Origin of the sequence: Achromobacter deleyi, from assembly GCF_013116765.2 — a bacterium.
Taxonomy (GTDB): domain Bacteria; phylum Pseudomonadota; class Gammaproteobacteria; order Burkholderiales; family Burkholderiaceae_B; genus Achromobacter; species Achromobacter deleyi_A.
The window spans coordinates 3,921,457-3,946,057 of record NZ_CP074375.1; the positions used below are offsets into that span (position 1 = coordinate 3,921,457).

Consider the following 24,601-nt stretch of genomic DNA (forward strand, 5'->3'; position numbering starts at 1 on the left):
AGCGCCAGCAGACTCAACGCAACCATTGCGGCAGGCGTGGCAATGCCGTGATGAATTGGAGTGAGTGGGAAAATGGACATATCAACGAGTTCCGGCAAAAGGGGGGTTCGACGTCAGTAACGGCTAGACCGCTTGAGTTCCCTCCCTCCGGCCTGCGGATGATCCATCGCGCGGCTCGGCCCCCGACTACAAGCGGCGTTCCAAGTACGGCGGCATAAACGCGTCGCTGATGGCGCGCATGAACGAGCTGGAACTAGTTGGTCGGTTGCGTGCCAAGACTGCCCGCCCCCTTCGTTGAAGTTCAGCGCCGCAGTCGATGCCCTCGGCGGCGAACCGCGTTCGCGGCCCATACCGGTTTCATCAGCGCAGCTTGATTTCGCGCAAACCCGTGAAAGCCAACGCATAGCGCTATATACGTTCGTATATTACGCTGCGCTGAGCATAGGCCTGCACCGGGAATGCCGGACGCACCGGACTCCCGCCGCACGGCAACAGACAAGCAGCAAACACCTTGATACGCCCTTCACCCCTCCCGAACGCACGCCCGCATTCAACCCTCCGTCGGCCCCGTTCCACTTCGCCATGGCTGGCCCTGATGCTGGCCGCAGTGATCGCGGCGATGATCGCCAGCCTGGGCAGCGGCCGCTATCCAGTATCGGTGATCGAGGTGCTCCAGTTCTTGTCGGCGCGGCTAGGGCTCGCCGAAATGGAAACACAGCGCCAGACCTTCCTCTCGAACCTGTTGTGGGACATCCGCCTGCCACGGGTGTTGGCGGCCGTCCTGGTCGGCGCCGCGCTGTCTGTGTCCGGCGCGGCGTATCAGGCGGTTTTCCGCAATCCGCTCGTATCGCCTGGATTGATGGGCGTACTAGCGGGAGCCGCCTGCGGCGCTGCGCTGGGCATGTTGCTGTCGGGGGATTGGCGTGTAATCCAGGCCGCGGCCTTCGGTGCAGGTGTACTGGCCGTCCTGGTCAGCGTGGGCGTCGCCCGGTTTTTCGGGCGGGAAGCCGTGATCATGCTGGTGCTGGGCGGCGTCGTCACCTGCGCGCTATTCACCTCGCTTCTGTCGCTCATCAAGTACGTGGCGGACCCGCAGGACCAACTGCCCGCGATTGTGTATTGGCTGATGGGAAGCCTGGCGCTGGCCACGCTGGACGATGTGGCACGCATGGCAATTCCGATTGGCCTGGGTGTGTGCGTCCTGTTCGGCTTGGCACGCGCGCTCGACGCGATGAGCATGGGCGACGACGAGGCCCGCACGTTGGGCGTGCCCGTCACGCCGGTACGCTACGCCACCATCGCCGCCGCCACGCTGGCATGCGCGGCCACGGTGGCCATAGCCGGCATGATCGGATGGATAGGCCTGCTGATTCCACATATCGCCCGACTGCTGTCGGGACCGAGCAATAGCCGGCTGCTACCCACCAGCGCCTGCCTGGGCGCGATTTTCCTGCTGGGTGCGGACATGCTGGCCCGCAATCTCATCGCCGAGGAAATTCCCATCGGCATCGTGATAGAGCTGCTGGGAGTCCCCGCATTTCTACTCGTCCTGCGCCGTGCGCGCCGGAGTTGGCTATGACGGCCGATACTGCGCCGGATGGATTGGCCGCGACAGGTCTGCATTTTGCGCGCGGTGGCGAGCGCGTGCTGCAGGGGGTCAACCTGAAGCTGGCGCCAGGCCAACTGCTGTCCTTGCTGGGCGCCAATGGCGCGGGAAAGACGACCTTGTTGCGCCTGCTGCTGGGTTTGGAACGGCCGCAGACCGGGGAACTGCGGCTGGACGGACGCGAGCTCGGTCAATACTCCCGCATGGAACTGGCGCGGCGCATCGCCTATGTGCCGCAGGCGCATCACGCGCCCTTCCCCTATCGCGTCTTCGACATTGTGCTGATGGGGCGGCTTCCGATGACGGGCCTGTTCCACGGCGCCACCAGCCAGGACCGTGACGCCGCCCACACCGTAATGCGCCGCCTTGGCATCGCCCATCTTGCCGCGAGGCCCTACACAGAGGTCTCCGGCGGCGAGCGGCAACTGGCGCTGATCGCGCGGGCGCTGGCGCAAGGCGCGGGCATTCTCATCATGGACGAGCCGGCCGCCGGACTGGACTACGGGCATCAGATGCGGTTGCTGGAACTGTTGAGCGGCCTGGCCGGCGAGGGCTACGCCATTCTGAAAACCACGCATCACCCGGAACAGGCCCTTCTGGCATCGACGCACGTCGCCCTGCTGCGCGACGGTCGGATCACCTCCTATGGCCCTGCGGCGGACGCAGTGACACCCACCGCAATCAAGGACCTGTACGGCCTGGACGTTACCGCGTTCCGATCGCCTAGAGGACAGACAGCCTTCGAGCGGGTGACATGAACCCACCCCGCCGCTACGCGATACCGCTCCTCCACACCTGAAAGAGTTGAAAGTCATGAAGCAAGAGTGCTCCCGACCCCGTCCCAGATTAATTCCGGCTATCGCGCTCGCCAGCGTATCGGTATTCCCTGCACAGGCGGCCTGGGCCCAGGCCGGAGAAGCGTCGCAGCTCGCCCCAATCGTCGTAAACGCGCCTCCGGCCGGCGACGAGTTCCGCGCCGAGACGGTCGAACTGGGCCCGCTGGGGCCGCGTCCCGTACTTGATACGCCCTACTCCATCCGCTCGATCTCCGCCGAAATGATCGCGAACCGGCAGGCAAGCAGCCTGAACGACCTGCTGAAATACCTGCCGTCCACGCAGATGCAGGCACGTGGCGGCGCAGACGTCGGCCGCCCGCAGTCGCGCGGCATGCAGTCCAGTGTCGTCGCCAACAATCACCTCGACGGGCTGAACGTGGTGGGAACCACCGCATATCCCATGGAGCAGATGCAGCGCGTGGACGTAGTGCAAAGCCTGGCCGGCGCCTTCTACGGCCCCGCCAGCCCGGCCGGCGACTTCAACTTCATACAGAAGCGACCGACTTTAGAGCCGCTATACCGCTTCACTGCCGGCTATGGCAGCGACAGCCTGTTCGGCGTGCATGCCGACCTGGGTGGCCCCGTGGACGCCGGCAACATCGTCGGTTATAGACTGAACCTGCTGCACGAGGACGGCGAAGGCTATGTCAGCGACAGTGTGCAGCGCCGAAAGCTGGCCAGCTTGGCGGTGGATGTCCGGCCCACGGCCGGCTTGGTGATCGAACTGAACGCCAGCCATTTCGAGTTTGTCCGCAAGGGATTCCCTGGATCGTTCGGTTATTCCGCCGTGAACCATTTGCCGCAAGCGCCCGATCCCACGCGCAAAGGCTATGGCCAAGCCTTTGCCGGTCTGGACCTTGACACCGACACCCTGAGCGCGCGCGTCAAGTACAGCTTCAACGAAAACTGGAGCCTCACGGCGGGCGTCTTGCGGCAGACCGCCGACCGCATCCTCACATTCCCGACCAATGCGATGCTGGACAACCAGGGCAACTACAGCACTACGGTAGGCTCTCCAGCCGCGGGGCGCTTCGTGGTCAACAGCAACATGCTGCACCTGAACGGCCACGTCGCGACCGGAGTTGCCACGCACGACCTGGCTCTGGGCACCAGTGGATTCCGCTGGGACATCTACAGCAATCCTAACGCCCGCTACGTGCTCGGGCGTGCAAACATCAACTCCCCCCGGGTCTTTCCCGAACCTGCGTGGGCGCCCACGGGCGACCGCTATCACGCTGGCAGAGATACACAGCAGACCGTCTTCCTCTCCGACACCGTGACGTTCAACCCACGCTGGTCCACCATCCTGGGCGGCAGCTGGAGCACCATGCAATCGCGAAGTTACAACGCTGCGGGAGCTCGCACAGGCTCCGAACGCGACGACGGATTCAGCTCGACCGCAGCGCTGATCTACAAGCCAACCCCCAACACCTCACTGTACATGTCCTACGCCGACAGCCTGGAACAGGCTGGCGCCGCGCCGCTGGGCACTGCAAACCAGGGTATGGGACTGAGCCCATTCCGAAGCCGCCAATGGGAGGCAGGGGCCAAAGGAACGTTCGGCGCCCTTGACGCCAGCGCCGCCATCTTCGAACTGAAGCGGCCGTTCGCCTACACGGATCCGTCTGACAACATCTACAAAATCAACGGCAGACAGGTCAATCGCGGCTTGGAGCTTGCACTGGGAGGCGAACTCATCCACGGACTACGCCTGTTCGGCGGCGCGACGTTCCTGGACCCGAAGCTCAAGGACACCGGCCGCCCGGGCACCAGCAACAAGCAGGTGGTCGGCGTGCCGCGCGTGCAGGCGAACATCCTGGTGGAGTACGACCTGGAGCAGGTGCCTGGGCTGACGCTCGACGCCAACCTGCACCATACCGGGCGGCGGGCGGCGGACGATGCCAACGGGCAGTGGATTGGTTCCTATCGCACGCTGGACCTGGGCGCCCGCTACGAGGCGCGGATCGCAGGTCGCAAGACAACGTGGCGGTTGGGCGTGAACAACGTGTTCGACAAGCAATACTGGCTTTCCATCTTCCCCGGCAGCAACAACGGAGACGGTTCCAGCTACAGCGCCTTCCTGGGCGGCCCACGCGAGCTGCGGCTTTCCGTTTCCATCGATCTCTAGGATAAATCATGCGAAATCTCATCGATTGGGATCTATTGGCGGAGATGAGCGCGACCCCGGGCTTCGATCAGGCGGAGATGTGGGATGCTTTCGCCCGCCGCTATGAAGGCTATGGCAGGCTGCAAAGCGAAGCCACGCGCCTGCATGTCCATGCGCTGGGTCTGCGGACGGACGACAGCCTGCTCGACGTAGGCGCGGGCGCCGGACGGCTCAGCCTGGCGGCAGCGCGCCATGTGAAGCGCGTGACGGCACTGGATGTCTCGGGTGAAATGCTGGCGGCCTTGCGCCGCAACGCCGAAGCGGCCGGAATAGGCAACGTGCATCCGCTGCACCTGTCGTGGCGTGACGCCCACGTCGGCGACAATCTTCCTGTGCACGACGTGGTGGTCGCGGCGCGCTCGCCCGCCACCTTTGACCTGCGCAAGCTGGACGCCGCCGCCCGGCGGGCGGTTTACATCATGCTGTTCGCCGGCCCGAGCCTGAAGGAATTCCACGACGCGCTGATTGCCGGCATCGAGTCGCCGCCGCCCGCGGCGCGGGCGCGGCTTCAGCCCAGCGGGCATGTGCTGATATTCAACCGCCTGGCGGCCATGGGCATCGAAGCAAGCGTCAATTATGTGCCGGACGGATTCAGCCAGTGGTATCCCGACCAGGCGTCGGCCATAGCGGACTTCGAATGGCTGGAGATTCCGGCCGCGCAGAGGGACCGGTTCCGCAGCAACCTTCTCCAGTTCCTGGCACCGGAGCGCGGTGGCTTGCGGCTGCGCCTCGCATCGCGCAGCGTAATGCTGTGGTGGACCAAAGCCGCGCCGTCGGGCCAGCCTCCCCTGCCTCCGCGGTGGCAAGCATGAGCGGCACCGCTCCGGTGAACACCGCACGCCGGCGCCTGCTCTTGGCGGGCGCAGCCGCCCTCGCGGCTCCCGCCCTCTGCCAGTCCGCAGCCCCCGCGCCAACGGCGCCCGTCCGGGCCATCATCTATTACGGCGACCAGCGTCTGACGGTGCCAGCAAGAATCGCGCGGATCGCCACAACGTGGGAAGCGCAGAACGCCATCATCGCCATGCTGGGCTTTGGCGACCGCATCGTCGGCACAACCCGGTTAGTGCACGGCATGCCCCTCTTCCGCCGCTTTGTTCCCAGCATCGGAGACGCAACGATCATCGGGCGGTCCAGCGGCGCGGCCGGGTTCAGTATCGAGACGCTGTTGGCCCTGCGGCCGGACGTGCTGTTCACCGCGGGAGCCCCACCAGCTGCAACCATTGGCCGGCTGAACGACGCCGGCATCGCCGTCGCGGGTCTGCGCTACAACGCACTGGAAGCCATGGTCGAACGCACCGCAATCACCGGCCAGATCCTGGGAGAAGATGCGCCAGACAGGGCGCGCCAATTCGAACGCTACTACCGGGACATGACCTCTCTCGTGAAAGAGCGGGTGGCCCAAGTGCCCGCACCGGAGCGGCAGCGCATCTACCACGCGGTCGGCAGCCCCTACATGACGTCGGGGCGCCCGTCGCTGAACCAAGACTGGATTGACATCGCTGGAGCCATCAATGTGGCGGAACAGTGGTTCCCGCCGGCCCGCCCCTCCGGCGTCATTTCGCTCGAACATCTGCTGGCGGCCGACCCAGACGTCGTACTCGCCATGACCGCGCGCGATGCAAAGACCATCAGCGAGGATCCCCGTTGGCATGCCCTGCGCGCAGTCAGGGCCGGGCGGGTGCTCGTCAACCCCAAGGGAATGTTCTGGTGGTGCCGCGAAACGTCGGAAGGGGCCCTGCAGCCCCTATGGCTGGCCAGCACCCTCTATCCAGACCTGTTCTCGGATATTGATCTGCGACATGAGACGCGTCGGTTCTATGAGCAGTTCTATGGCTACGAACTGGACGACACGACGATCACGTCGTTCCTGTCGCCTACAGCCTGACGGCCAAAATTCCCGAAAAGCAAAAAGCCCACCGCATGCGGTGGGCTAAGTGCTTGGTACTACCAAAGAATTCTGGTGGGCTGTGAGTGGCTCGAACACTCGACCTACGGATTAAGAGTCCGCTGCTCTACCAACTGAGCTAACAGCCCTGCAATTCACTCAGTCCCGATTCACCTTGCTGCGTTTTGTAGATGCTTAAACTGCATCAGCGCCGCTGCGTTTCGTTATGTGTGTAGTGCGAAGAAGCAAGATTATATGTACCTTTTTTGGTTTGTGCAAGTCGCCCCGGAAAAAAGTTTTCAAGCACCACGAATCAAGCCGCGTATCCACCGTCCACCGACAGGCTTGCGCCCGTGACGTAGCGGCCGTCGGGGCCCGCCAGGAACGCAACCATGCCCGCGATATCCTGGGTCTCGCCATAGTGCGGCAGCGACAGCGTCGCCACCAGGCCCGCCGCCCGCTCGCCGTCGGCCGGGTTCATGTCGGTGTCGATCGGGCCGGGGTGCACCACGTTGGCGGTGATGCCGCGAGCGCCCAGGTCGCGCGCCAGGCCTTGAGTCAATCCCACCAACGCCGACTTGCTCGCGGCGTACAGCGCCACGCCCGCGCGGCCTGCCCGGCCGACAAGGCAACTGCCGATATTGACGATGCGCCCGCCATCCGGCATCGAGGCCTGTGCCGCCTGGATTGCGACGAAAGGCGCACGCACGTTGATGTCCATCGTCCGCTCGTAGTCCTCCAGGCTGGCGTCGGCGATGGGGCCGGCAAGAAAGATTCCAGCATTGTTCACCAGCACGTCTACCGGACCGAGCTCATTGACGGTCTCTTCGACCGCACGCCTAACCGCTACCGCATCCGCGGAGTCCGCCCGGATCGCGCGCGCCCGGCGCCCCTGCGCGACCAACTCTTGCGCAAGCGCCTGCGCCCCTGCGGCGGACGACGCGCTCACATAGGTAAAGGCCACATCCGCGCCGTCAGCCGCCAGGCGGCGCACGATGGCCGCCCCGATGCCCCGGCTGCCGCCTGTCACGAAAGCCACTTTTCCATTCAGGTTCTGCATAGGTCAACCTTATTTTTTAGTGATCGGTACAAATATCATCGTCGCACTTCAGGCCGTCCGTCAATCATTTTTTTATCGGTCAACACAAAATAGGCCTGGCGAGTAAAATCGCCGCTATGGCAGAACGTGGGCGTCCCCGGAACTTCGACCGGGCCCAGGCCTTGCAAAAGGCCATGGAGGTTTTCTGGTCGAAGGGATATGAAGGAGCATCGCTGACCGATCTGACGGTAGCGATGGGCATCAACTCGCCCAGCCTCTATGGCGCATTCGGCTCAAAAGAAGGCCTGTTCCGCGAAGCCGTCGAGCTCTATCGCGAGACCGAAGGCGGCTCCGCAAGGCGCGCGCTGCTGGCCGCGCCCACCGCGCGCGACGCCATCCAGTCGATGCTGCTGGCATCCGCGGAACGCTTCACGGCGCCCGGCCTGCCGCCCGGCTGCATGATCGTGCTGGGTGCTCCCGCCGGCTGCGTCAATCATGCCAGCGTGGGCAACTTTCTTGGGGACAACCGCCGCGAAATGCAAAGCCGCATCCTCGCCCGGCTGAACTCAGGCGCCTCGCAAGGCGAACTGCCCCCCGGTGCGGATCTCAAAGGCCTGGCCGCCTTCTATACGACCGTCCTGCACGGCATGTCCATCCAGGCCCGCGATGGAGCCACCCGCAAGACCTTGCAGGCCGTGGCCCGGCAGGCGATGTGTGCCTGGGACGCGCTGGCCGTAGACCGCCCGCCGCCATCCGAAGTCCCCCCTGGCCGCTCCCGTTCCTGACGGAGGCCTTCATGTTCCGCATCGACCTACGGCGCCTCATTCTGTGGATCAGCCTGCTGTCGGTCTTCCTGGTCCTGGCTGGCGGCCTGCATGCGAGCTACCTGGTGCAGCGCGACCTGCTCCTGCGTAACGCGCTGGAAGTGAACCGCGTCTATGCGTCCAAGCTCGCCGTCACCACCGATTCCCTGCTGAACGATATCCGGCGCTACCTTTCCTACAGCGCCGATATGCTGGCCGACATGGAAACCCATCCCGAGCGCATGGCTGACGAGACGCGGCGCCAGGAGCAGCAGCTGGGCCACTTCAACTCCAGCTTCGTCGCGTCGCCGCAAGGCAAGGTGCTGGCTGTGTCGTCTTCGTACCCGCAGTTGCTGGGGCAGCAATTGGTCAGCGACGCCGTCAATGAAGCGCTGGCGGCCAGGCAACCGACGATCAGCGAACCCTTCCAGGCCAGCAACGGCCGCTGGCAGATCCTCTACACGCAGCCCATTTTCTCGCGCGACTACCGCTATCTGGGGTTCATCGCCGGGTCGCTCTACCTGCATGAAGACAATGTGCTGGACCGCCTGCTCGACCAGCACTTCTACCGCGACGACTCCTTCCTTTACGTCGTCGACCGCAAGGGCACGCTGATCTATCACCCCGACCGCAGCCAGCTGGGAAAGATCTCGCCCAACCATGACACCCTCACCTCCGCCCGCCGCGGCGAGACCGGCGAAATGCGCTATACCGACGACCACGGCCGCGACATGCTGGCGGGCTACGCGCCCGTGCCCAGCACCGGCTGGCGCATCATCGCGCAGCGCCCGGTCGCAAGCACCCTGCGGCCCTTGGGCGACCTGCTCATGGCTACCGCCCGCAACACCTTGCCGCTGCTTCTGTTTTCGGTGGCCTTGATCTGGCTGCTGTCGCGCTGGATCGCCCAGCCGCTGGGCGAGATGGCGGACATCGCCAAGCACATGCAGGATCCCGCGTCAGCGGACCGCATCCGCCACGTGCGCTCCTGGTACTTCGAAGCCGCCCAGCTCAAACGCGCGCTGCTGATAGGACTGGCCTCGACTCACCACAAGCTCAGCGACCTGCGCCGCGAAACCGCGACGGATACATTGACCGGCCTGCTGAACCGCCGCGGCCTGGACGAATCGCTGGCGCTCCTGCAGACCGAAGCGGTGTCCGTGGCGGTCGTTGCGATCGACATCGACCACTTCAAGAGCATCAACGACCGCTACGGCCACGCCGCGGGCGACCAGGCGCTGCAGGCGCTGGCCAACATGATGCGCGAAGGATCCCGCAGTGGCGATACGCTGGCGCGGGCCGGCGGCGAAGAGTTCGTCATGTTGCTGCCTGGCGCCACCATGACGGCGGCCATCGGCATTGCGCAAAGGCTGCGCAAGCGCCTCGCCGCGCATGAGGCCCCCGCCCCCATCACCATATCGGTGGGCGTGGCGCACTACCCCGAGCATGGCGCAACCCTGGAAGCGGTCTTCCAGCGCGCGGACCAGACGCTCTACTACGCCAAGAACCACGGCCGGGACGCCGTCTGCGTGGCGGACGACTCCGCCAAGGATGGCTCGCGGCTGGTGCTCCCGGCCTGAGCCCTTATTTGCCCTTGGCCGGGGCCGGCGCCTTGGGGGGCTTGCGCATTTGTTCCAGCAGCGGGCCGCAGGCGTTCTCGTCCGTGGTGCTGGGGGCAATCAGCGCCAGCAGGCCGGCCGCCGGCGTCAGCAGCACCCCCAGCGCGACCATGCCCGCGCCCCGCGCCGCCAGCGGCGCCACATGCACGCCAACGTCGGGCGAACCAAAGGTGCCGCGCACGTACAGCGGCGACCGCAGCGAAAAGATGCGGAACCCCTTGCTGTCGGGCGTGATGTCCATGTCCACCGTCTCGTTCTTGAAATTGGCCGTGCCGGTAATGGTGATCAGCGCGTTCTCGGTGTCGAACACGAACACGCGCGGAGTCATCACGCCGCTCTTCATCTCCAGGTCCGCCGCCCCGCAGTTGATCTTCACTTCGTCGTCGCCGAACAGCTTGGAGACGACATAGTTGCCGACGTTCAATCCCGCAATCTCCATCAGGCTGCGGCTGATCACGCCATCGTTGACCAGCATCTTCACATCGCCCGTCGCCGAACCCAACAAGGCGGCAACCGAGTTGCCCGTGCTGCTCAGGGCCAGGTCGCCGTTCAATTCGCCCAGGGTCTTCTGCATGGATTCGGTCGCCGGGAAAAGCTGCTTGAGCCGCAGGCGGCGCGCATGCATATCGACGCGCCCGGTCAGCGGCGCGCCGGAGCCGTCCAGCCTCGCCGTGGCGCTGATGGTCCCGCCGGCCATGCCAAAGCGCAGCGGGTCCAGCGTGAGCTTGCCGTCCTGCAGTACCACGTGCACGGACAGGTCCGACAATGGCAGCTTGCTGTCGTGAACAATGCGCGCGGCATCCAGGGCGACATCGGCGTCCATGTCGCGCCACCGGTCCGTGCGAAAGGCCTGCGTGGGCAACACCTTGCCGCCCTTGGGCTTGGCGGGCGCATCCTTGGACTTGTCCGCCGCGGCCGGCGAGCCGCCGCCGGACGGCACGCCGATCAGCGGCCCCAGATCGGCCATGCGCAACAGCTTGGAAGACAGCTTGCCGGTCAGCTTGGGCCGCGGCGCGCCCAAGGCAAAACTGATATCGCCATGCAGGTCGCTATTGCCGACCTTGCCGTTAAAGCCCTTGTAGTCGAACACGGCGCCGCCGGGGTTCTGCAGCTTGGCCACCAGATGGCCGTCCGTGGAGTACGGCGGCGTATCGGGCAAGGTCACGCCGGTCAGCGGATAGAGCTGGGCCATCGATGCGCCGGACAGCTTCAGGCGCAGGTCCAGCGCTCCCAGGTTCACCGGGTCGGTCAGGGTGCCCGCGACCGACGCCTTGGTGCCGCCGATCGAGACATCAGCCTGCAACGGAAAGGGCTGCCTGGCGTCCTGCAAAGCCAGCATGCCCCCGACCTTGCCTTCGCCCTTGGTGGCCAGCCCCTTGTACTTGCCGTCGAGTTTCCAGCCGAATACATAGTCGCGCGGCGCCGGAGCCGATCCCTCTTGCGCCACGAAGGCCGCCCCGGCCACGTCCGCGAACGGCACCGGCTTGCCCAAAGGGTCCACCAGCACGGTCAGGTCGGCCTTGAGCACCTCGTCGACCAGCCTCGCCCGGCCCTTGTCGAAGCCGATCTCATTGATGTCCAGCACCCAGGGGGAAGGTTCGCCGGATTCGGGCAGCGTGAAGACCCAATTGGCCCGGCCGTCGGCCAGCCGTTCCAGGTCGGCGGCCGGCTCCGTCAATTGAATCCGGCGGATGACCACGCGCTGGCGCAGCAGCGGCAGGAGCGCCAGGTTGAACTCGCCGCGCTTGAGCGTAGCGAATTCGGGCGCCTTGGCCCACGGCGCGTTGCCCACCGAGATATCGTTGGCGATTACATGCGGCCAGGGCACCCAGGCGCGCCACCCGCCCTTGTCGGGTTCGCGCTCCCATTTCACGCTCAGGTCGCCGTTGATGGCAAAGGGACGCCCGATGGCGGCGCTGGCCCGTTCATTGATCATGGGCTTGGCGCGGTTCCAGTCAAAAGTGGCGATCGCCACCACCAGGACCAACCCCAGGAGGCTGATGCCCCCTACAATCCCGATCGTTATTTTTTTTGTCCGCGTCATGGTTACTATCCTTGGCGTTGCAGCCGGCCCACCAATGCCGGCCTTTGTTACCACCCAAGGGTATCGCGACCCGCCGCGCCGGTTGAGCTTGCCGGCCCCATAATGTGTGCGGATCTTTCCGCGCACGCATGTCCGGATGGCGCCTTGCGGCGCACGCACCCGATGGTTTGCGCAGCACGAAACGTGCCTGGGCGACGTATGCGTCGTTACAAAGCGAGATGACTCCGGGCCGCTGGAAGGGCCGGAAATGCCCGCATTTGCCGAACATTCGACGCCGGCGCGGTTCCAATGTCCGAATGATTGATTCCGCCCCCCAACCGGGTCGGATAGCAGAACAACCTGGAGGCCCGATGCGGCATTCAACCTTGATTTTCGTGTTGGCGGCGTTTGCACTGCTGACGCTCAGCCGCCTGGCGCTTGCCGCATGGCAATGGCAGCGCGTGCGCAACGCCGGCGGCCTGCTCCCCTTGCTGCTCAGGGGGCTGCGCATCGACGCGCACCAGATCGCCGTGCTGGCGGCGCTGCCCGCCGTGCTGTCGCCTTTGCTGGGCCACTTCCCCGTCGCAACCGCGGTGACCGCCGTCTGGTACCTGGCTGCCTTCATCCTGCTGGCCTTCATGGAAGTGGCGACGCCGCCCTTCATCGTGGAATACGACTCCCGGCCCAACCGGCTGTTCGTCGAGTACCTGAAGCACCCCCGTGAAGTCTCCGGCATGCTTTGGCGCGGCTACAAGGCGGCGCTGCTGGGCGGATTGGGCGCCCTGGCGCTGATCGGCTGGGGCGCTTACTCCCTGCTCGGCCATGCGCGGCCCGATGCGCAACTGAGCTGGTGGCAGATGCCCATTGCCAGCGTGGCGATCCTGGCGGTGGTCATCCTGGCCATCCGCGGCACCCTCGGCCACCGGCCCATCAACCCGTCCTCGGTCGCCTATTGTTCGGACGGCATGCTCAATACCCTGGCGCTGAATTCGCTCTACAACGTCTTCTATGCGATCTACAGCATGAAGAACGAAAAATCGGCATCGGCGGTATACGGCGGCATGGACAACGACAAGATGCAGGATTTGGTGCTGGCGCAGTCCGGCCTGCCCAATCCGCCCGCCAATCCCGACTATCCCAGCCTGCATCGCCAGCCGGCCACGCGCAAGACGCCGCGCCCGCTCAATCTTGTGATCATCCTGGAAGAAAGCCTGGGCGCGCAGTACTGCGCCGGCCTGGGCGGCGCCGACCTGACGCCGGAGCTGGACGCGCTGGCGCGCGAGGCCTGGACCTTCACGCGCGCCTACGCCACCGGGACCCGCTCGGTGCGCGGCCTGGAGGCCGTGGTCACCGGCTTTCTGCCGACCCCCGCGCAGGCGGTGCTGAAGCTGCCCCGTTCGCAGCGCGGCTTCTTCTCGCTGGCCGACCTGCTCGGCCGCCATGGCTACCATTCGCGCTTCATCTATGGCGGCGAATCGCACTTCGACAACATGAAGGGCTTCTTCCTGGGGAATGGCTTCAAGCAGATCATCGACCGCGCCGACTTCGTCGACCCCGCTTTCGTCGGTACCTGGGGCGCCTCGGACGAGGACATGTTCAACCAGCTGGACCGCTTGCTGCGCGAAGACGGCGACCTGCCCACCTTCACACTGGCCTTCAGCGTGTCCAATCATTCCCCCTGGGAGTATCCGGCGGGCCGCATCCAGACCGACGGCAATCCCGCCACGGTGGAAAACACCGTGCGCTACGCGGACTGGGCCCTGGGCCGCTTCTTTGAACGGGCCAAGGCCTCGCCCTACTGGGAAAACACGGTCTTCCTGGTGGCGGCGGACCACGATTCCCGCGTGTTCGGCGCCAGCCTGGTACCGGTGCGCCACTTCCATATCCCCGCCGTGATCCTGGGCGCCGGCGTTGCGGCGCGACGCGACGACCGCCTGATCAGCCAGATCGACCTGCCCCCGACCCTGCTGTCCCTGATCGGAGTGGATACCGAGCACCCGATGATCGGACACGACCTGACGCGCACCACGCCCGGCCGGGCCATCATGCAGTACGACAGTACCTACGGGTACCTGAAGGAAAACGACCTGCTGGTGCTGGCGCCCAACAAGACGCCGGTGCAGTACCGCTACACGGCGCCGGAGGATTACGCGCCCGTGCCGCTCGACGCCAGGCTGGCCAGCGAGGCGCTGGCCCACGCGTTGTGGCCCAGCTGGGCCTACCGTGAAGGCCGCTATTGCCTGCCGGGGCAAGCGCCCGAGCAAACGGGCGCCTAGGGCCGGCCGGCAAACTGAGCTAGGCCGGGGTCGCCGCCGGCCTTCTGAATGCCTTGCGCTTTTTTTCGCTGGCGGCGTGACAGTGGCAGCCCGGGCTGTGGTCGTTGACCATGCCCACGGCCTGCATGAAGGCATAGACCGTGGTGGGCCCGACGAACTTCCAGCCCAGCTTCTTGAGCGCCTTGGACAAGGCTTCGGACTGCTCGGAGGTCGAGGCGCCATAGGTGGACGGCGCCCCGGGCGGCGCTTCGAAACGCCAGAAATACGCGGCCAGCGAACCCTCGCGCTCGATCATTTCCAGCGCGCGGGCGGCATTGTTGATCATGGCTTCAATCTTGCCGCGGTGGCGCACGATGCCGGCATCGGCCAGTAGCGCCAGCACTTCCTTTTCACCGTAGCCGGCCACCCTGGCCGGCTCGAAGTTGGCAAAGCCCCGGCGGAAGGCCTCGCGCTTGGACAGGATGGTGCGCCAGCTCAGCCCCGACTGGAAGCCTTCCAGGCAGAGCTGTTCGAACAGCGCGCGGTCGTCGCCTTCGGGGCATCCCCATTCGGCGTCGTGATAGGCGATGTATTCGGCGGAGGTGTCCACCCAGCCGCAGCGTGCAAGGCCATCGGGGAAATCGGTTCTGGCATTCAAGGGGAAAACTCCTGGCGGCTGTCGGGCTACCGATGCTACTCCAGCAACGTCCCTGAAAAAAGTCGTAGGAGCTGCCATTCAAATCCAGCTAATATTTCCGGCCTTGATCCTGCGCCGGCCCTGTCCGCGCGCGCCCCGGATCAGCACGGCGGGCAGGCACGAGCAAGCCCGGTTTGCATAATTGCGGGGAGCCGGACAGGCTTTCGGACTTCCGCCTCATGTCCCTGCTAGAGACTGCCCTCATCTCGTTCGTATCGCCCGCCGTCCTGGCCGGCGACGACCCGGCCGCCAATCCCTGTCTGGACTGCGGGGCATGCTGCTCGCACTTCCGGGTGTCGTTCTACTGCGGGGAACTGGCAGGCGAGAACGGCGGCCACGTGCCCCTGGAACTGGTCACCCAGATGAGCCCGTTGCGGGCCTGCATGAAGGGCACGGAAATGGGCGGCGGCCGCTGCGTTTCGCTGCGCGGGGAACTGGGCAAGCCCGGCATCCACTGCGCCATCTACGAGAACCGCCCTACCCCCTGCCGCGAATTCGATATCTGGATGCCCGACGGGTCGCCCAATCCCGACTGCCAGCGCTTGCGCCTGGCACTGGGCCTGCCCGCCGTGCCGCCCCGGCCCGACGCCGAGAACGACCCGCAAGGCCCCATGCACCCGGACCAGCCCGCCGCGGCCTGACCGCTGGCGCCACGAAGGGTCCCGCGCTAGCCGCGGCCCGCGAGGTAGCGGGTGGGCGTCATGCCGAAAGCGGTGCGGAAACTGCCGATGAATGCGCTGGTGCTCTCGTAACCCACCGACAGCGCGGCTTCAGTCACCGAGCCGCCGCGGCTGAGCATTTCCAGCGCCCGCAACAGGCGTGCCTGCTGGCGCCATTGCCCCAAGGTCACGCCGGTTTCCTGGCGAAAGCGGCGCATCAGGGTCCGCGACGACATGTTCAGCCGCTGCGCCCACTCATCAATGCCGGCGGTATCGTCCGGCGTGTCCAGCAGCGTGTTGGCAAGATCCTGCAGCCGCGGATCGGTCGGCATGGGCAGCAGCACGGGCGCATGTTCGCGCTGCCTGATCTCCTCCAGCAGGATGTCGAACAGCTGTGCCTGATAGGCCGGCGAAATTTCATGCTGGGGGCCGGCAGTAAAGCGTTCGACGAGCGCTTCGATCAGCTTGGACGAAGGCCAGGAGCGGCAATGGGCCGGCAGGCGCCCGCAGGCGTCGGGGTGCACATACAGGAACGACCCGCGCGCATCGCCGAACCAGCGCGCCCCGTGCTGCACGCCGGGTGGAATCCAGCCCAGGCTGCCCGGCAGCACCGTCCAGACCTCGGCGCCCGCCTGCACCATCACCAGCCCCTCGTGAACGAGCACGAGCATGCCCTCGTCATGGATATGCGAGGGCACGGCAATGCCTTTGGATTCGCGGCGCCCCCGCACGCTGAACGGGGTCAGCAGTACGTCGGGCATCGCGGGCGCAACGGCCACGTGAAGCATGGTTGGCAGGTTTGAGCTACAGGTTGACGGGTTCCCGTTAGCGGGCTCAGTTGAAAATGTACATCATTCTCATCAATCGGGCATCAGCCCCCCGAACGGAGAAATGACATGGACCACACACGGCTGCGCGATGCAGGCATCAAAGCCACCTTCCCGCGATTGAAGATCCTGGACATCTTCTATCAGCACACCGACCAGCACATGAGCGCGGCGGATATCTACCGCAACCTCATTTCGGACCGCAGCAATATCGGCCTGGCCACGGTTTATCGCGTGATCACGCAACTTGAGCACGCCGGCCTGCTCAAACGTACTCAGCTCGATACGCACACCACCGTGTTCGAGCTCAACGACAAGGGGCACCACGACCATCTGGTCTGCACGCGCTGCGGTCAGATCAAGGAATCCAGCGATACCGCCATGGCGCAATTAGTCAGGAAGATCGCCAGGCGCTGCGGCTTCGAGCTGGATTCCTACAGTCTGGTGCTCTACGGCGGCTGCGGCTGCACCAAAGACGCGCCCGCTCCCCCTCATGGAGAATTCGAATGAACCACGATCAGTTTTTCTTCCACGACCTGTCCCAGTTCCCCATCGTGACCTCCCGTCACGGCGGCGCGCCGCTAGGCTACTCGGCCAGCTGGATCCGGGAGATGGAAATGCTGGTGGCCAACCCCCGCACCTTCGTCATGGTGGTGCCGGACATGCAGCAGGAAGCCGCCCACGAAGACCGCAAGGCCATGATCGAGTGGCAGACGGTCAACATGACGCGCCTGAAAGCGCGTTGCCGGGCGTTCATCGCCGTGGAGCGGGACGCGCAGGCGCTGGACAAGATACGCAAGCGCGGGGAAAAGATGGCCCATGCGTTCGGCATGCCCTTCCTGGCGGTCGCCACGACGGGCGAGGCCGTGCAATGCGCCCGCGAACTGCTTGGCCAGACCGGGCCTGGCGGCTTCAACGTGGACTAGGGTTTTCCTTTCCTCCGACTTAAGAGTTGGCCCGCCGCGCCGTTGTTCATGGCAAGCGCCGTCATCCACGCGGCCTTTTCCGCCCACTATGAATACGCCGCCAGACGCATGAACCACGCCCTTGCCTGCATGTTTTGCCGATCGACGCTTGCGCAGGGCGCGGCGCTGCTTGAAAAAAACGGCGCGGCCATCTGCAAGACCTGCGTGGATCAATTCTCCGCCCTGTTCTCCGAACGGGCGTGGGCCATGGCGGCAAACCCCCAAGAGCAGCTCGATGTGCTGCTGGACGAAAGCCGGAGAGCCCTGGAGCAGAGCGAAACCCTGGCCGAACGCGCCCGCTGCTGCGGCCTGAGCCTGCACGAGCTGTCGGCCGCCCTGCCGGCGCGCGCCCTGTCCTGATTCGGCTTCAGCCCTCAGAATGAACCCAGCGCGCCGCCCAGCGCGATGACGGCGGCCAGCCCGATGATGGGTCCGATGATGCCCACCACGACGATATTCATATAGCCCTCCCGATGCGTGGAGCCGCAAACGGCCAGCAGCGTCACCACGGCGCCGTTGTGCGGCAGGCTGTCCAGCGTGCCCGCGCCGATTACCGAGACACGATGCATCAGCGCCGGATCGATCCCCAGGGTGTGGGCCAGTTCCATATAGGTGCTGGCCAGCGATTGCAAGGCGATGGTCAAGCCGCCCGACGCCGAGCCCGTCAAGGCCGCCAGCACGTTGGTGGCCACTGCCAGCGACACCAGCGGTCCGCCCTCGATGGACAGCACCCAGTCGCGCACCAGCGCAAAAGAGGGAAGCGACGCGACCACCGCGCCAAAACCCACCAGGCTCGCGACGCTGAGCAAGGGCAAGGCGCATGCGTTCACGCCGGCGTCCATGGTGTCGCGCAGCGACGGCAGGCGCCGGTAGTTCAGAGCCACCAGCACCGCGATGGCCGCGAGCAGCGCGGTAATCACCGACCAGACGCCGCCGACCGCCGCCAGGCTCGTGCCGCCCCACCGCGCCTCGGCCAGCCACCCGGTATCCATGCGAGGCAGGACGACCAGCGTCATCAGCAGGTTCACGAGAATCACGACCACCAGCGGAATAGCCGCCACCAGCGCGGACGGCGCGTCGTGGCTGCGCTGGCCATGGTGGATTTCGGCGGGATCGAACTCGCGCGCCACGGTGGCGCGCTCGCGCACCATCACATCTTCGGAGACGTCCACCTCCATGCCGCTTGGCGCGACGTAGCCTTCGCCCGCGCGCCGCGCCGACGCTTCGGCTCGCGTCAACCACCACAAGCCGAACGACAGCATGATGGCGCTGGCGATGATCCCCAAGCCCGGGGCGGCAAACGGCGTGGTCGAAAAGAACGGCATGGGAATGGCGTTCTGGACGGCCGGCGTGCCGGGCAAGGCGGACATCGTGAACGTGGAAGTGCCAAGCAGGATGGCGGCCGGCATCAGGCGCACCGGAATGCCGGCTGCCTTGAACAGGGCATGCGCCATCGGCGCCAACACGAAGAACGCGACGAACAGGCTGACGCCGCCGTAGGTCACGATGGCGCCCGCCAGCACCACCGCCAGGATGGCGCGTTTGGCGCCGAGCTTGCGCGTCATGAAGTTGGCGATCGCCGTCACGGAGCCGCTGTCGTCCATGAGCTTGCCAAACAAGGCGCCCAGCAGGAACAAGGGGAAAAACTGGGCGACAAAGCCGGCCGCGCCACCCATGAAGGTCTGGGTCCAGTGCGCCAGCAGCGGCTCGCCCGAGGCGGCGGCGGTCACCATGGCTGCCGCGGGCGCCAGCAGCAAGATACTCCAGCCGCGATAAGCAAGCCAGATCAGCAGGACCAGCGCGAGCAGGATTCCAAACAGGCCCATAATGTCAAACCTCGCCCAGCATTTCGTCGATATCGAGGGTCGAGCGCTTGCCCAGATCGTGGCCATGCGCCGCAAGGAAATTGTCTGCCGCCTTTCTGCCTTCGTCGCGCAGCATGCACAGGAATGGCCATTCGGCGTTGAGTTTGGACGAGTAGCCCAGCTCCACCATTTTTTCCGACGACACCCGGTGAATCCGCATGTTGGCCCACATCGCGCCTTCGCCGTTGCCGGGATCGGCCACCTGGCGCAGCAGCGCGATCATGCGCAGCTCCTTGAGCAGCGGCGCATTGAATGTCACTTCGTTCAGGCGGTTCAGGATCTCGCGGGCGCTGCTGGGTATGCCGGGACGCTCGACCGGATTGATCTGCACCAGGATGGTGTCGCGCGATTTGCATTCGCGCACGAGCGGCGTGATGGTCGGATTGCCGCTATAGCCACCATCCCAATAGGGGTCCCCGTCTATCATCACGGCGCGGAACATCGTGGGCAGGCAGGCCGAGGCCAGCAGCACGTCGGCGGTCACTTCGGCATTCTTGAACACCCGCCCGCGGCCCGTGCGCGCATTGGTCGCCGTAATGAACAAATGGATGGGGGTCCTGGAGAGCTCGTCGAAATCGATGGCTTCCTTGAGGATGTCGGAAAGCGGATTGAAGCCCGATGCGTTCAGGTCATAAGGCGAGAACACGCGCGAGGCCAGATCGAAGGCGACAAACAACGGCGAGTTGTCCAGCGACCAGGAGCCCATCAGCACGTCGAAAGGGCTGCGGCGAAACGGACTGAAGGCGGCCGCGTGCGATACGCGGCGCCAGAAATCCTCGAGCGCGGCGCGTGCGCCGTCGGCGCCCCCGCGCGCATGGCCCAGCACCAGCACGGCGGCGTTCATCGCGCCGGCGGATGTGCCCGAAATGCCGTCTATGCCCAGCCAGGGCTCTTCCAGCAGGCGATCCAGCACGCCCCAGGTGAAGGCGCCATGCGCGCCTCCGCCTTGCAGTGCAAGATCGATCAACAGGGGATCGCGGGAAGTCGCTGACGTTTTGGATCGGGCCACTATGGAACTCCTTGCTGAGGGCAGGGACTTGCTGGCGATCTTGGAAAACAGGCGATAGGACTATGTTGCGGTGCACATATCGTGCGATCTTTATACGCGATGCCTTGTGAAAACGAAAGAGGTTGCGCGCCTGTGCCGGTTTCCCCAACGCGCCGCAGCCCCAGCGTTCAGACAGCATCGACCGCCCCGCCAGGTTCTGCGCGTCAGCATCCACCAGCGGGCATCAGTTTCCCGCGCAAGTCCCCGCCGGATGCAGGATGGCCAGGCCCAGGCCCTTGCCGCGGTCGCGCTCGGGATTTCCCAATTGATGGAATTCCCAGAAGGTCCGCTCCTGCTCGGACTTCGGGATGCCGGGGCCCTTGTCCCAGACCTCGATGCGCAAGCGGTCCGCGACGCGTCACTGGACCTGTTGCCGCGCCGGGATGACACTTGAAACGGTTCGGCCAGACGCCGTGGCGCCCCGGCCATGGCCCGGGGTATATTTCGGTCTGGCCTAACGTTTCAGAACTTTAAGTAACATACCGAAATGATCGTCGGCATTGACCTGGGCACGACCAACAGCCTCATCGCGTACTGGAAGGATGGCGCCGCCCACCTGATTCCCAATTCGCTGGGCGAAACCCTCACTCCCTCCTGCGTCAGCCTGGACGAAGACGGCACGGTCCTGGTCGGGCGAGCTGCCCGCCAACGGCTGCAAAGCCACCCTGGCCAATCAGCCTCCCTGTTCAAGCGCCACATGGGCAGCAACAAGGAATTCCGGCTGGGCAACCGGCGCTTCCGGCCCGAGGAACTGTCGTCCCTGGTCTTGCGCTCGTTGAAGGAAGACGCGGAGGCGCTCATCGGCGAGCCGATCACCGAAGCCGTCATCTCGGTCCCTGCCTACTTTTCCGACGGACAGCGCAAGGCCACGCGCGCCGCCGCGCAGTTGGCCGGCCTGCATGTGGAACGCCTGATCAACGAACCGACTGCCGCCGCCCTCGCCTACGGCCTGCACCAGCGCGATGGCGAATCCCAGTTCCTGGTGTTTGACCTGGGCGGGGGTACGTTCGACGTATCCCTGCTCGACATGTTCGACGGCGTCATGGAAGTGCGCTCCACGGCGGGCGACAATTTCCTGGGCGGAGAAGACTTTTCCGAAGCCATCACGCGCTGGTTCTTCGACGCCTCCGGCATCCCGGCCAAGGCGCGCGATGACGCGCAGTTCATGGAGCACCTGACGGCGCACGCCGAAGCGGTCAAGCGCCGCCTAAGCGATGAATCCTCGGCCAGCCTCGCGGTGGAGTGGCGCGGAGAGTCCTATGCGCTGGAGCTTTCCGATGGCCGTTACCAGGAACTGGTTGATCCCCTGATGGCGCGGCTGCGAGCGCCGTTGGAACGCACCTTGCGCGACGCGGGTGTACGGGCGGCCGACATCAACGAGGTAGTGCTGGCCGGCGGTGCCACGCGCGCGCCCATGATCCGAAACCTGGTCACGCGCATGTTCGGGCGCTTTCCGTCCGTGGCCTTCAACCCGGACGAAGTCGTCGCGTTGGGCGCCGCGGTCATGGCCGGGCTGAAGGCGCGCGACGAAGACTTGCGCGAAGTGGTCATGACCGACGTCTGCCCGTACTCTCTCGGCGTCGAGGTGGTGCAGCAGCTGTCCAACGGCGGCCCGGTCGACGGCCATTTCTCGCCCATCATCGAACGCAACACCGTTATCCCCGCGAGCCGGATCGCGAGCTACGCGCCCACGCAGGACCGCCAGGCGGCACTGGTGCTCAAGATCTACCAGGGGGAATCGCGCCTGGTCCGCGACAACATCAAACTGGGCGAACTCCGCATTCCCCTGGAACGCGGCACAAAGGAAGAAGGCTCGGTTGACGTTCGCTTCACCTATGACGTCAACGGAATCCTGGAAGTCGAGGCGACGCGCCTGCACACCCAGCAGATGTACCGCCTGATCATCCGGGGCAACGAAGATTCACTCAACGACGAACAGATCGCGGCGCGCTTTGCCGCGCTGGCCGAGCTGAAGATCCATCCGCGCGATCTGCTGGAGAACCGGACGCTGCTGGCCGAAGCCGAGCGCGTCTACACCTTCCTGCGTGATCGCGAGCGCGAGCAGATGTCCTACGAAATCAGAGAGTTCGAAGCCGCGCTGGCGCGGCAGGACACCCGGGTGACCGCCCAGGCGCGCACGCGCCTGCGTGAAGCCATCACGTATTTCGAACGCGTCAAAGTGTTTTTCCCCGAGACAGACCCGAGCTGAGGTAGTCCATGTTTGACGTGCTTGGCATCGAGCCGACCCGCGACTCCAAGACAATCCGGCGCGCCTACGCGGCCGCGCTGAAACAGATAGACCAGCAGACGCAGCTGGCCGCATTCGAACGCCTGCGCGCCGCCTATGAGCGCGCGCTGGAGTGGGCACGCCACCAGCACGAGGCAGCGCCGTCCGATATGCCGGCGGAATCCGAAACGGCGGTAATCGCTTCTCCGCCTCCACCGCACGCCTCCGCCATCGACTTCCGCCAGCGCCAGCCCCAGGAGCAGGTCCAAGCGGACGCGGACGGACCCCATGACTCGCTGCAAATGGCGCGCGAACAGGCTCGCGCCGTCGAGCAATGGGTGCAGAGGCTGATGCACGCGCAAGACAGCGAGTTGGACGAGCTATGGTCTCAGCTTCACGCCGCCCCCGCATTGATGCATCTGGACGCAGCCGAAGAGCTGTCCGCCGCGCTGCTGCGCGCGCTGACGCAGCACCCCGACGGACGCATGCGGCTTTATCGCGACGCCAATGCGCGCTACGGCTGGAACCATGCCGTCCTTCAATCGCAGGGCCGCCGCGCCACGCCTCCCCTGGTCGAGCAACTGGAGCACGAGGATGCGATATGGCGCAGCCACCAGCGTCTCTATCGCAAGAGTCATGAACGCGTCATCCGATTATTGAGGCGCAAACCGGCGCCCTCCTGGCATCGGGCCCGGCGGACCATCCCGCACATCCAGCGGATGCGCAGACAGGTGCCGCTGTGGCTTGCGCTGCAAGTACCACCCGGCCGCCAGCAGGCCTACTTCGACGCTGCGATGCGCGTGCCGCGCTGGGCACGGATCCTGGATTCAGCCAAGGCCTCCGTGTGGCGCTGGCGGTGGGTGGTACTGATCGCGATTCCGGCAATGGCGGTATCGCTGATAGACATGCACAGCGAGCAACAGTACCGGGAGGAGCGCGCGAGGGCCACCCCGACGTCGATTGCGCCCGTGAACAAGAAGGAGAACGAACGCTACACACTGCATCTGCAGTCCGTGCAGTCCAATGGCTACCACGTCTATCTGATCAAGGACGCCACCGCGCCATCTGCCGCTGCGCTCCCGCGCCGGCTGCTCGTACCATCGCCAAGCTATCCCATCGCGGCCAGGCGCGCGCGGCAGGAGGGCACAGCCTTGGTCGGCATCAACATCTCGCGGGGCGGCGCCATCAACGCATGGATCGCGCGTTCCTCGGGCAGCCCCGACCTGGACCATGCAGCCATGATTACGATCCGGCGCGCATTGGCCGAGGGAGACTTTCCCGCATCCGGCCTCGAGCTTGAGCTTGCCCTCACGTTCAAGCTACCCGGAAAGCAGGAGTAGGCAGCGCGGGCGCGCCCGGGATTGGCTTGAACGCCGCCTGCCACGGACGAAAAAAAAGCACCGCGATCGCTCGCAAGTGCTTGATTCTCTTCTACCTTCCTAAAAAGGCAGGGGGTGGTGGGTTGTGCGAGACTCGAACTCGCGACCAACGGATTAAAAGTCAGATCAAGCGGGGGCAGTCTACCCAACATCACCCGAGCTCACAAGGGCTTTCCATCGCCTGAGCTAACTGCCGACAACTGCTCATTCGCAGGCTTTTCCGGCAGATTTCCGGCAACGATCCCGAAGGCTTTTCCTATGTCGCTCAGAGACTCATCAAGATTCATCTTGCATTTCTGTGTCTCGACCCGCAGAGATTTCGGAGCCGCCTGGTCCTCGCGCCCATTGATCCCGTAAGGACCGCTTGTGCTCTTTATATATTGCAACGAGCTCTGCCAGCAACGGCTCGATAGGGTCGTCCGGCCCCAGCCCCCACGACTCTCGGGTGTAAGGCACCGGAAGTACGCCTCGGTCCCAGAGAATTCCCCATTGCCACATGTGCAATTCGAGGGTCGATACCCCGTCCCTACCACCGACGATTGAGCTCGCCTTCAACCGACGGTACGTCGGCCAGTCATCTTCATAACCCAAGTACAACTCGAACGGGCTCGCGTCTCCTAAATCTGGTCGTTCGGCGGGCACTCCCAAGATAGGATCTTCGGACCAGAGTGTGGGGCTGCCATCCCGCGCATACCTGTACACCA

General features: G+C 65.1%; 21 protein-coding genes and 1 tRNA gene. 14 read left to right on the plus strand and 8 right to left on the minus strand.

Features of this window, described 5'->3' with window-relative positions:
- Positions 1-595 precede the first annotated feature (595 nt).
- Genes HLG70_RS17590 through HLG70_RS17610 form a run of 5 tightly spaced genes read left to right on the plus strand, consistent with a single transcriptional unit; the run spans position 596 to position 6,494 of the window.
- Positions 596-1,579, plus strand: coding sequence for a FecCD family ABC transporter permease (locus HLG70_RS17590; RefSeq protein ID WP_171661701.1), 984 nt, complete (start codon positions 596-598; stop codon positions 1,577-1,579).
- Entirely contained in the window at positions 1,576-2,364 is a 789-nt protein-coding gene (locus tag HLG70_RS17595; protein WP_171661700.1) for an ABC transporter ATP-binding protein, read from the plus strand. Before HLG70_RS17590 ends, HLG70_RS17595 begins: the two co-directional genes overlap by 4 nt.
- Positions 2,365-2,419: 55 nt before the next feature.
- Positions 2,420-4,570: a TonB-dependent receptor gene (locus HLG70_RS17600; RefSeq protein ID WP_171661699.1), complete on the plus strand. Its 2,151-nt coding sequence runs from the start codon at positions 2,420-2,422 to the stop codon at positions 4,568-4,570.
- Between the two features lie 8 nt (positions 4,571-4,578).
- Positions 4,579-5,421 carry a class I SAM-dependent methyltransferase gene (locus HLG70_RS17605; RefSeq protein ID WP_171661698.1) on the plus strand — a complete coding sequence of 281 codons (843 nt, stop codon included), beginning with the start codon at positions 4,579-4,581 and terminating at the stop codon, positions 5,419-5,421.
- Positions 5,418-6,494: an ABC transporter substrate-binding protein gene (locus HLG70_RS17610; protein ID WP_171661697.1), complete on the plus strand. Its 1,077-nt coding sequence runs from the start codon at positions 5,418-5,420 to the stop codon at positions 6,492-6,494. The genes HLG70_RS17605 and HLG70_RS17610 overlap by 4 nt, the downstream gene beginning before the upstream one ends.
- 73 nt (positions 6,495-6,567) lie before the next feature.
- On the opposite strand, the gene HLG70_RS17615 is transcribed toward HLG70_RS17610, so the two are convergent.
- Positions 6,568-6,643: transfer RNA gene (locus HLG70_RS17615), tRNA-Lys, on the minus strand.
- Positions 6,644-6,807: 164 nt separating this feature from the next.
- Positions 6,808-7,554 (minus strand): 3-oxoacyl-ACP reductase family protein, encoded by a 747-nt coding sequence (locus HLG70_RS17620; protein ID WP_171661696.1) that lies wholly within the window; start codon positions 7,552-7,554, stop codon positions 6,808-6,810.
- A 116-nt stretch (positions 7,555-7,670) separates the two neighbouring features.
- On the opposite strand from HLG70_RS17620, the gene HLG70_RS17625 reads away from it, so the two are divergent.
- Together HLG70_RS17625 and HLG70_RS17630 are read left to right on the plus strand one after the other, a co-directional pair.
- Complete coding sequence (locus tag HLG70_RS17625; RefSeq protein ID WP_171661695.1) at positions 7,671-8,318, plus strand: TetR/AcrR family transcriptional regulator; 648 nt, start codon at positions 7,671-7,673, stop codon at positions 8,316-8,318.
- A gap of 11 nt (positions 8,319-8,329) precedes the next feature.
- The gene (locus HLG70_RS17630) at positions 8,330-9,913 is read left to right on the plus strand and encodes a GGDEF domain-containing protein (RefSeq protein ID WP_171661694.1); all 1,584 of its coding nucleotides are present in this window, start codon (positions 8,330-8,332) and stop codon (positions 9,911-9,913) included.
- 4 nt (positions 9,914-9,917) lie between these two features.
- Here the strand turns inward: HLG70_RS17630 and HLG70_RS17635 are convergent, their stop codons facing one another.
- Complete coding sequence (locus HLG70_RS17635; RefSeq protein ID WP_171661693.1) at positions 9,918-11,996, minus strand: AsmA family protein; 2,079 nt, start codon at positions 11,994-11,996, stop codon at positions 9,918-9,920.
- 350 nt (positions 11,997-12,346) lie between these two features.
- On the opposite strand from HLG70_RS17635, the gene HLG70_RS17640 reads away from it, so the two are divergent.
- The gene (locus tag HLG70_RS17640) at positions 12,347-14,251 is read left to right on the plus strand and encodes an LTA synthase family protein (RefSeq protein ID WP_171661692.1); all 1,905 of its coding nucleotides are present in this window, start codon (positions 12,347-12,349) and stop codon (positions 14,249-14,251) included.
- A gap of 19 nt (positions 14,252-14,270) precedes the next feature.
- Here HLG70_RS17640 and HLG70_RS17645 read toward each other — a convergent pair whose 3' ends face one another.
- Positions 14,271-14,888 (minus strand): DNA-3-methyladenine glycosylase I, encoded by a 618-nt coding sequence (locus HLG70_RS17645; RefSeq protein WP_171661691.1) that lies wholly within the window; start codon positions 14,886-14,888, stop codon positions 14,271-14,273.
- Positions 14,889-15,106: 218 nt separating this feature from the next.
- Between HLG70_RS17645 and HLG70_RS17650 the strand changes: the two genes are divergently transcribed.
- Positions 15,107-15,568, plus strand: coding sequence for a YkgJ family cysteine cluster protein (locus HLG70_RS17650; RefSeq protein ID WP_171661690.1), 462 nt, complete (start codon positions 15,107-15,109; stop codon positions 15,566-15,568).
- A gap of 26 nt (positions 15,569-15,594) precedes the next feature.
- On the opposite strand, the gene HLG70_RS17655 is transcribed toward HLG70_RS17650, so the two are convergent.
- On the minus strand, positions 15,595-16,374 hold the full coding sequence (locus tag HLG70_RS17655; protein ID WP_171661689.1) for a helix-turn-helix domain-containing protein: 780 nt from the start codon (positions 16,372-16,374) through the stop codon (positions 15,595-15,597).
- Positions 16,375-16,482: 108 nt separating this feature from the next.
- On the opposite strand from HLG70_RS17655, the gene HLG70_RS17660 reads away from it, so the two are divergent.
- From HLG70_RS17660 to HLG70_RS17670, 3 genes are all read left to right on the plus strand, one after another.
- Complete coding sequence (locus tag HLG70_RS17660; protein WP_171661688.1) at positions 16,483-16,923, plus strand: Fur family transcriptional regulator; 441 nt, start codon at positions 16,483-16,485, stop codon at positions 16,921-16,923.
- The gene (locus HLG70_RS17665; protein WP_171661687.1) at positions 16,920-17,339 is read left to right on the plus strand and encodes a hypothetical protein; all 420 of its coding nucleotides are present in this window, start codon (positions 16,920-16,922) and stop codon (positions 17,337-17,339) included. The genes HLG70_RS17660 and HLG70_RS17665 overlap by 4 nt, the downstream gene beginning before the upstream one ends.
- A gap of 108 nt (positions 17,340-17,447) precedes the next feature.
- A complete protein-coding gene (locus HLG70_RS17670) occupies positions 17,448-17,738 on the plus strand; it encodes a ClpX C4-type zinc finger protein (protein ID WP_171662023.1) in 291 nt (96 codons plus the stop codon).
- A gap of 14 nt (positions 17,739-17,752) precedes the next feature.
- Here the strand turns inward: HLG70_RS17670 and HLG70_RS17675 are convergent, their stop codons facing one another.
- From HLG70_RS17675 to HLG70_RS17685, 3 genes are all read right to left on the minus strand, one after another.
- Entirely contained in the window at positions 17,753-19,204 is a 1,452-nt protein-coding gene (locus tag HLG70_RS17675) for a GntP family permease (protein ID WP_171661686.1), read from the minus strand.
- Positions 19,205-19,208: 4 nt separating this feature from the next.
- The gene (locus HLG70_RS17680) at positions 19,209-20,252 is read right to left on the minus strand and encodes a patatin-like phospholipase family protein (RefSeq protein ID WP_250157074.1); all 1,044 of its coding nucleotides are present in this window, start codon (positions 20,250-20,252) and stop codon (positions 19,209-19,211) included.
- A gap of 223 nt (positions 20,253-20,475) precedes the next feature.
- The gene (locus HLG70_RS17685; RefSeq protein ID WP_171661685.1) at positions 20,476-20,634 is read right to left on the minus strand and encodes an ATP-binding protein; all 159 of its coding nucleotides are present in this window, start codon (positions 20,632-20,634) and stop codon (positions 20,476-20,478) included.
- Positions 20,635-20,778: 144 nt separating this feature from the next.
- On the opposite strand from HLG70_RS17685, the gene HLG70_RS17690 reads away from it, so the two are divergent.
- A complete protein-coding gene (locus HLG70_RS17690; protein ID WP_171661684.1) occupies positions 20,779-22,500 on the plus strand; it encodes a molecular chaperone HscC in 1,722 nt (573 codons plus the stop codon).
- Positions 22,501-22,508: 8 nt separating this feature from the next.
- Positions 22,509-23,858: a TonB family protein gene (locus HLG70_RS17695; protein WP_171661683.1), complete on the plus strand. Its 1,350-nt coding sequence runs from the start codon at positions 22,509-22,511 to the stop codon at positions 23,856-23,858.
- Positions 23,859-24,601: the final 743 nt, after the last annotated feature.

Excerpts from the sequence above, each read along its gene's own strand:
- HLG70_RS17590 (WP_171661701.1), top strand. The coding sequence starts at position 596 with ATGCTGGCCGCAGTGATCGCGGCGATGATCGCCAGCCTGGGCAGCGGC.
- HLG70_RS17595 (WP_171661700.1), top strand. The coding sequence starts at position 1,576 with ATGACGGCCGATACTGCGCCGGATGGATTGGCCGCGACAGGTCTGCAT.
- HLG70_RS17600 (WP_171661699.1), top strand. The coding sequence starts at position 2,420 with ATGAAGCAAGAGTGCTCCCGACCCCGTCCCAGATTAATTCCGGCTATC.
- HLG70_RS17605 (WP_171661698.1), top strand. The coding sequence starts at position 4,579 with ATGCGAAATCTCATCGATTGGGATCTATTGGCGGAGATGAGCGCGACC.
- HLG70_RS17610 (WP_171661697.1), top strand. The coding sequence starts at position 5,418 with ATGAGCGGCACCGCTCCGGTGAACACCGCACGCCGGCGCCTGCTCTTG.
- HLG70_RS17620 (WP_171661696.1), bottom strand. The coding sequence starts at position 7,554 with ATGCAGAACCTGAATGGAAAAGTGGCTTTCGTGACAGGCGGCAGCCGG.
- HLG70_RS17625 (WP_171661695.1), top strand. The coding sequence starts at position 7,671 with ATGGCAGAACGTGGGCGTCCCCGGAACTTCGACCGGGCCCAGGCCTTG.
- HLG70_RS17630 (WP_171661694.1), top strand. The coding sequence starts at position 8,330 with ATGTTCCGCATCGACCTACGGCGCCTCATTCTGTGGATCAGCCTGCTG.
- HLG70_RS17635 (WP_171661693.1), bottom strand. The coding sequence starts at position 11,996 with ATGACGCGGACAAAAAAAATAACGATCGGGATTGTAGGGGGCATCAGC.
- HLG70_RS17640 (WP_171661692.1), top strand. The coding sequence starts at position 12,347 with ATGCGGCATTCAACCTTGATTTTCGTGTTGGCGGCGTTTGCACTGCTG.
- HLG70_RS17650 (WP_171661690.1), top strand. The coding sequence starts at position 15,107 with ATGTCCCTGCTAGAGACTGCCCTCATCTCGTTCGTATCGCCCGCCGTC.
- HLG70_RS17655 (WP_171661689.1), bottom strand. The coding sequence starts at position 16,374 with ATGCTTCACGTGGCCGTTGCGCCCGCGATGCCCGACGTACTGCTGACC.
- HLG70_RS17660 (WP_171661688.1), top strand. The coding sequence starts at position 16,483 with ATGGACCACACACGGCTGCGCGATGCAGGCATCAAAGCCACCTTCCCG.
- HLG70_RS17665 (WP_171661687.1), top strand. The coding sequence starts at position 16,920 with ATGAACCACGATCAGTTTTTCTTCCACGACCTGTCCCAGTTCCCCATC.
- HLG70_RS17670 (WP_171662023.1), top strand. The coding sequence starts at position 17,448 with ATGAACCACGCCCTTGCCTGCATGTTTTGCCGATCGACGCTTGCGCAG.
- HLG70_RS17675 (WP_171661686.1), bottom strand. The coding sequence starts at position 19,204 with ATGGGCCTGTTTGGAATCCTGCTCGCGCTGGTCCTGCTGATCTGGCTT.
- HLG70_RS17690 (WP_171661684.1), top strand. The coding sequence starts at position 20,779 with ATGATCGTCGGCATTGACCTGGGCACGACCAACAGCCTCATCGCGTAC.
- HLG70_RS17695 (WP_171661683.1), top strand. The coding sequence starts at position 22,509 with ATGTTTGACGTGCTTGGCATCGAGCCGACCCGCGACTCCAAGACAATC.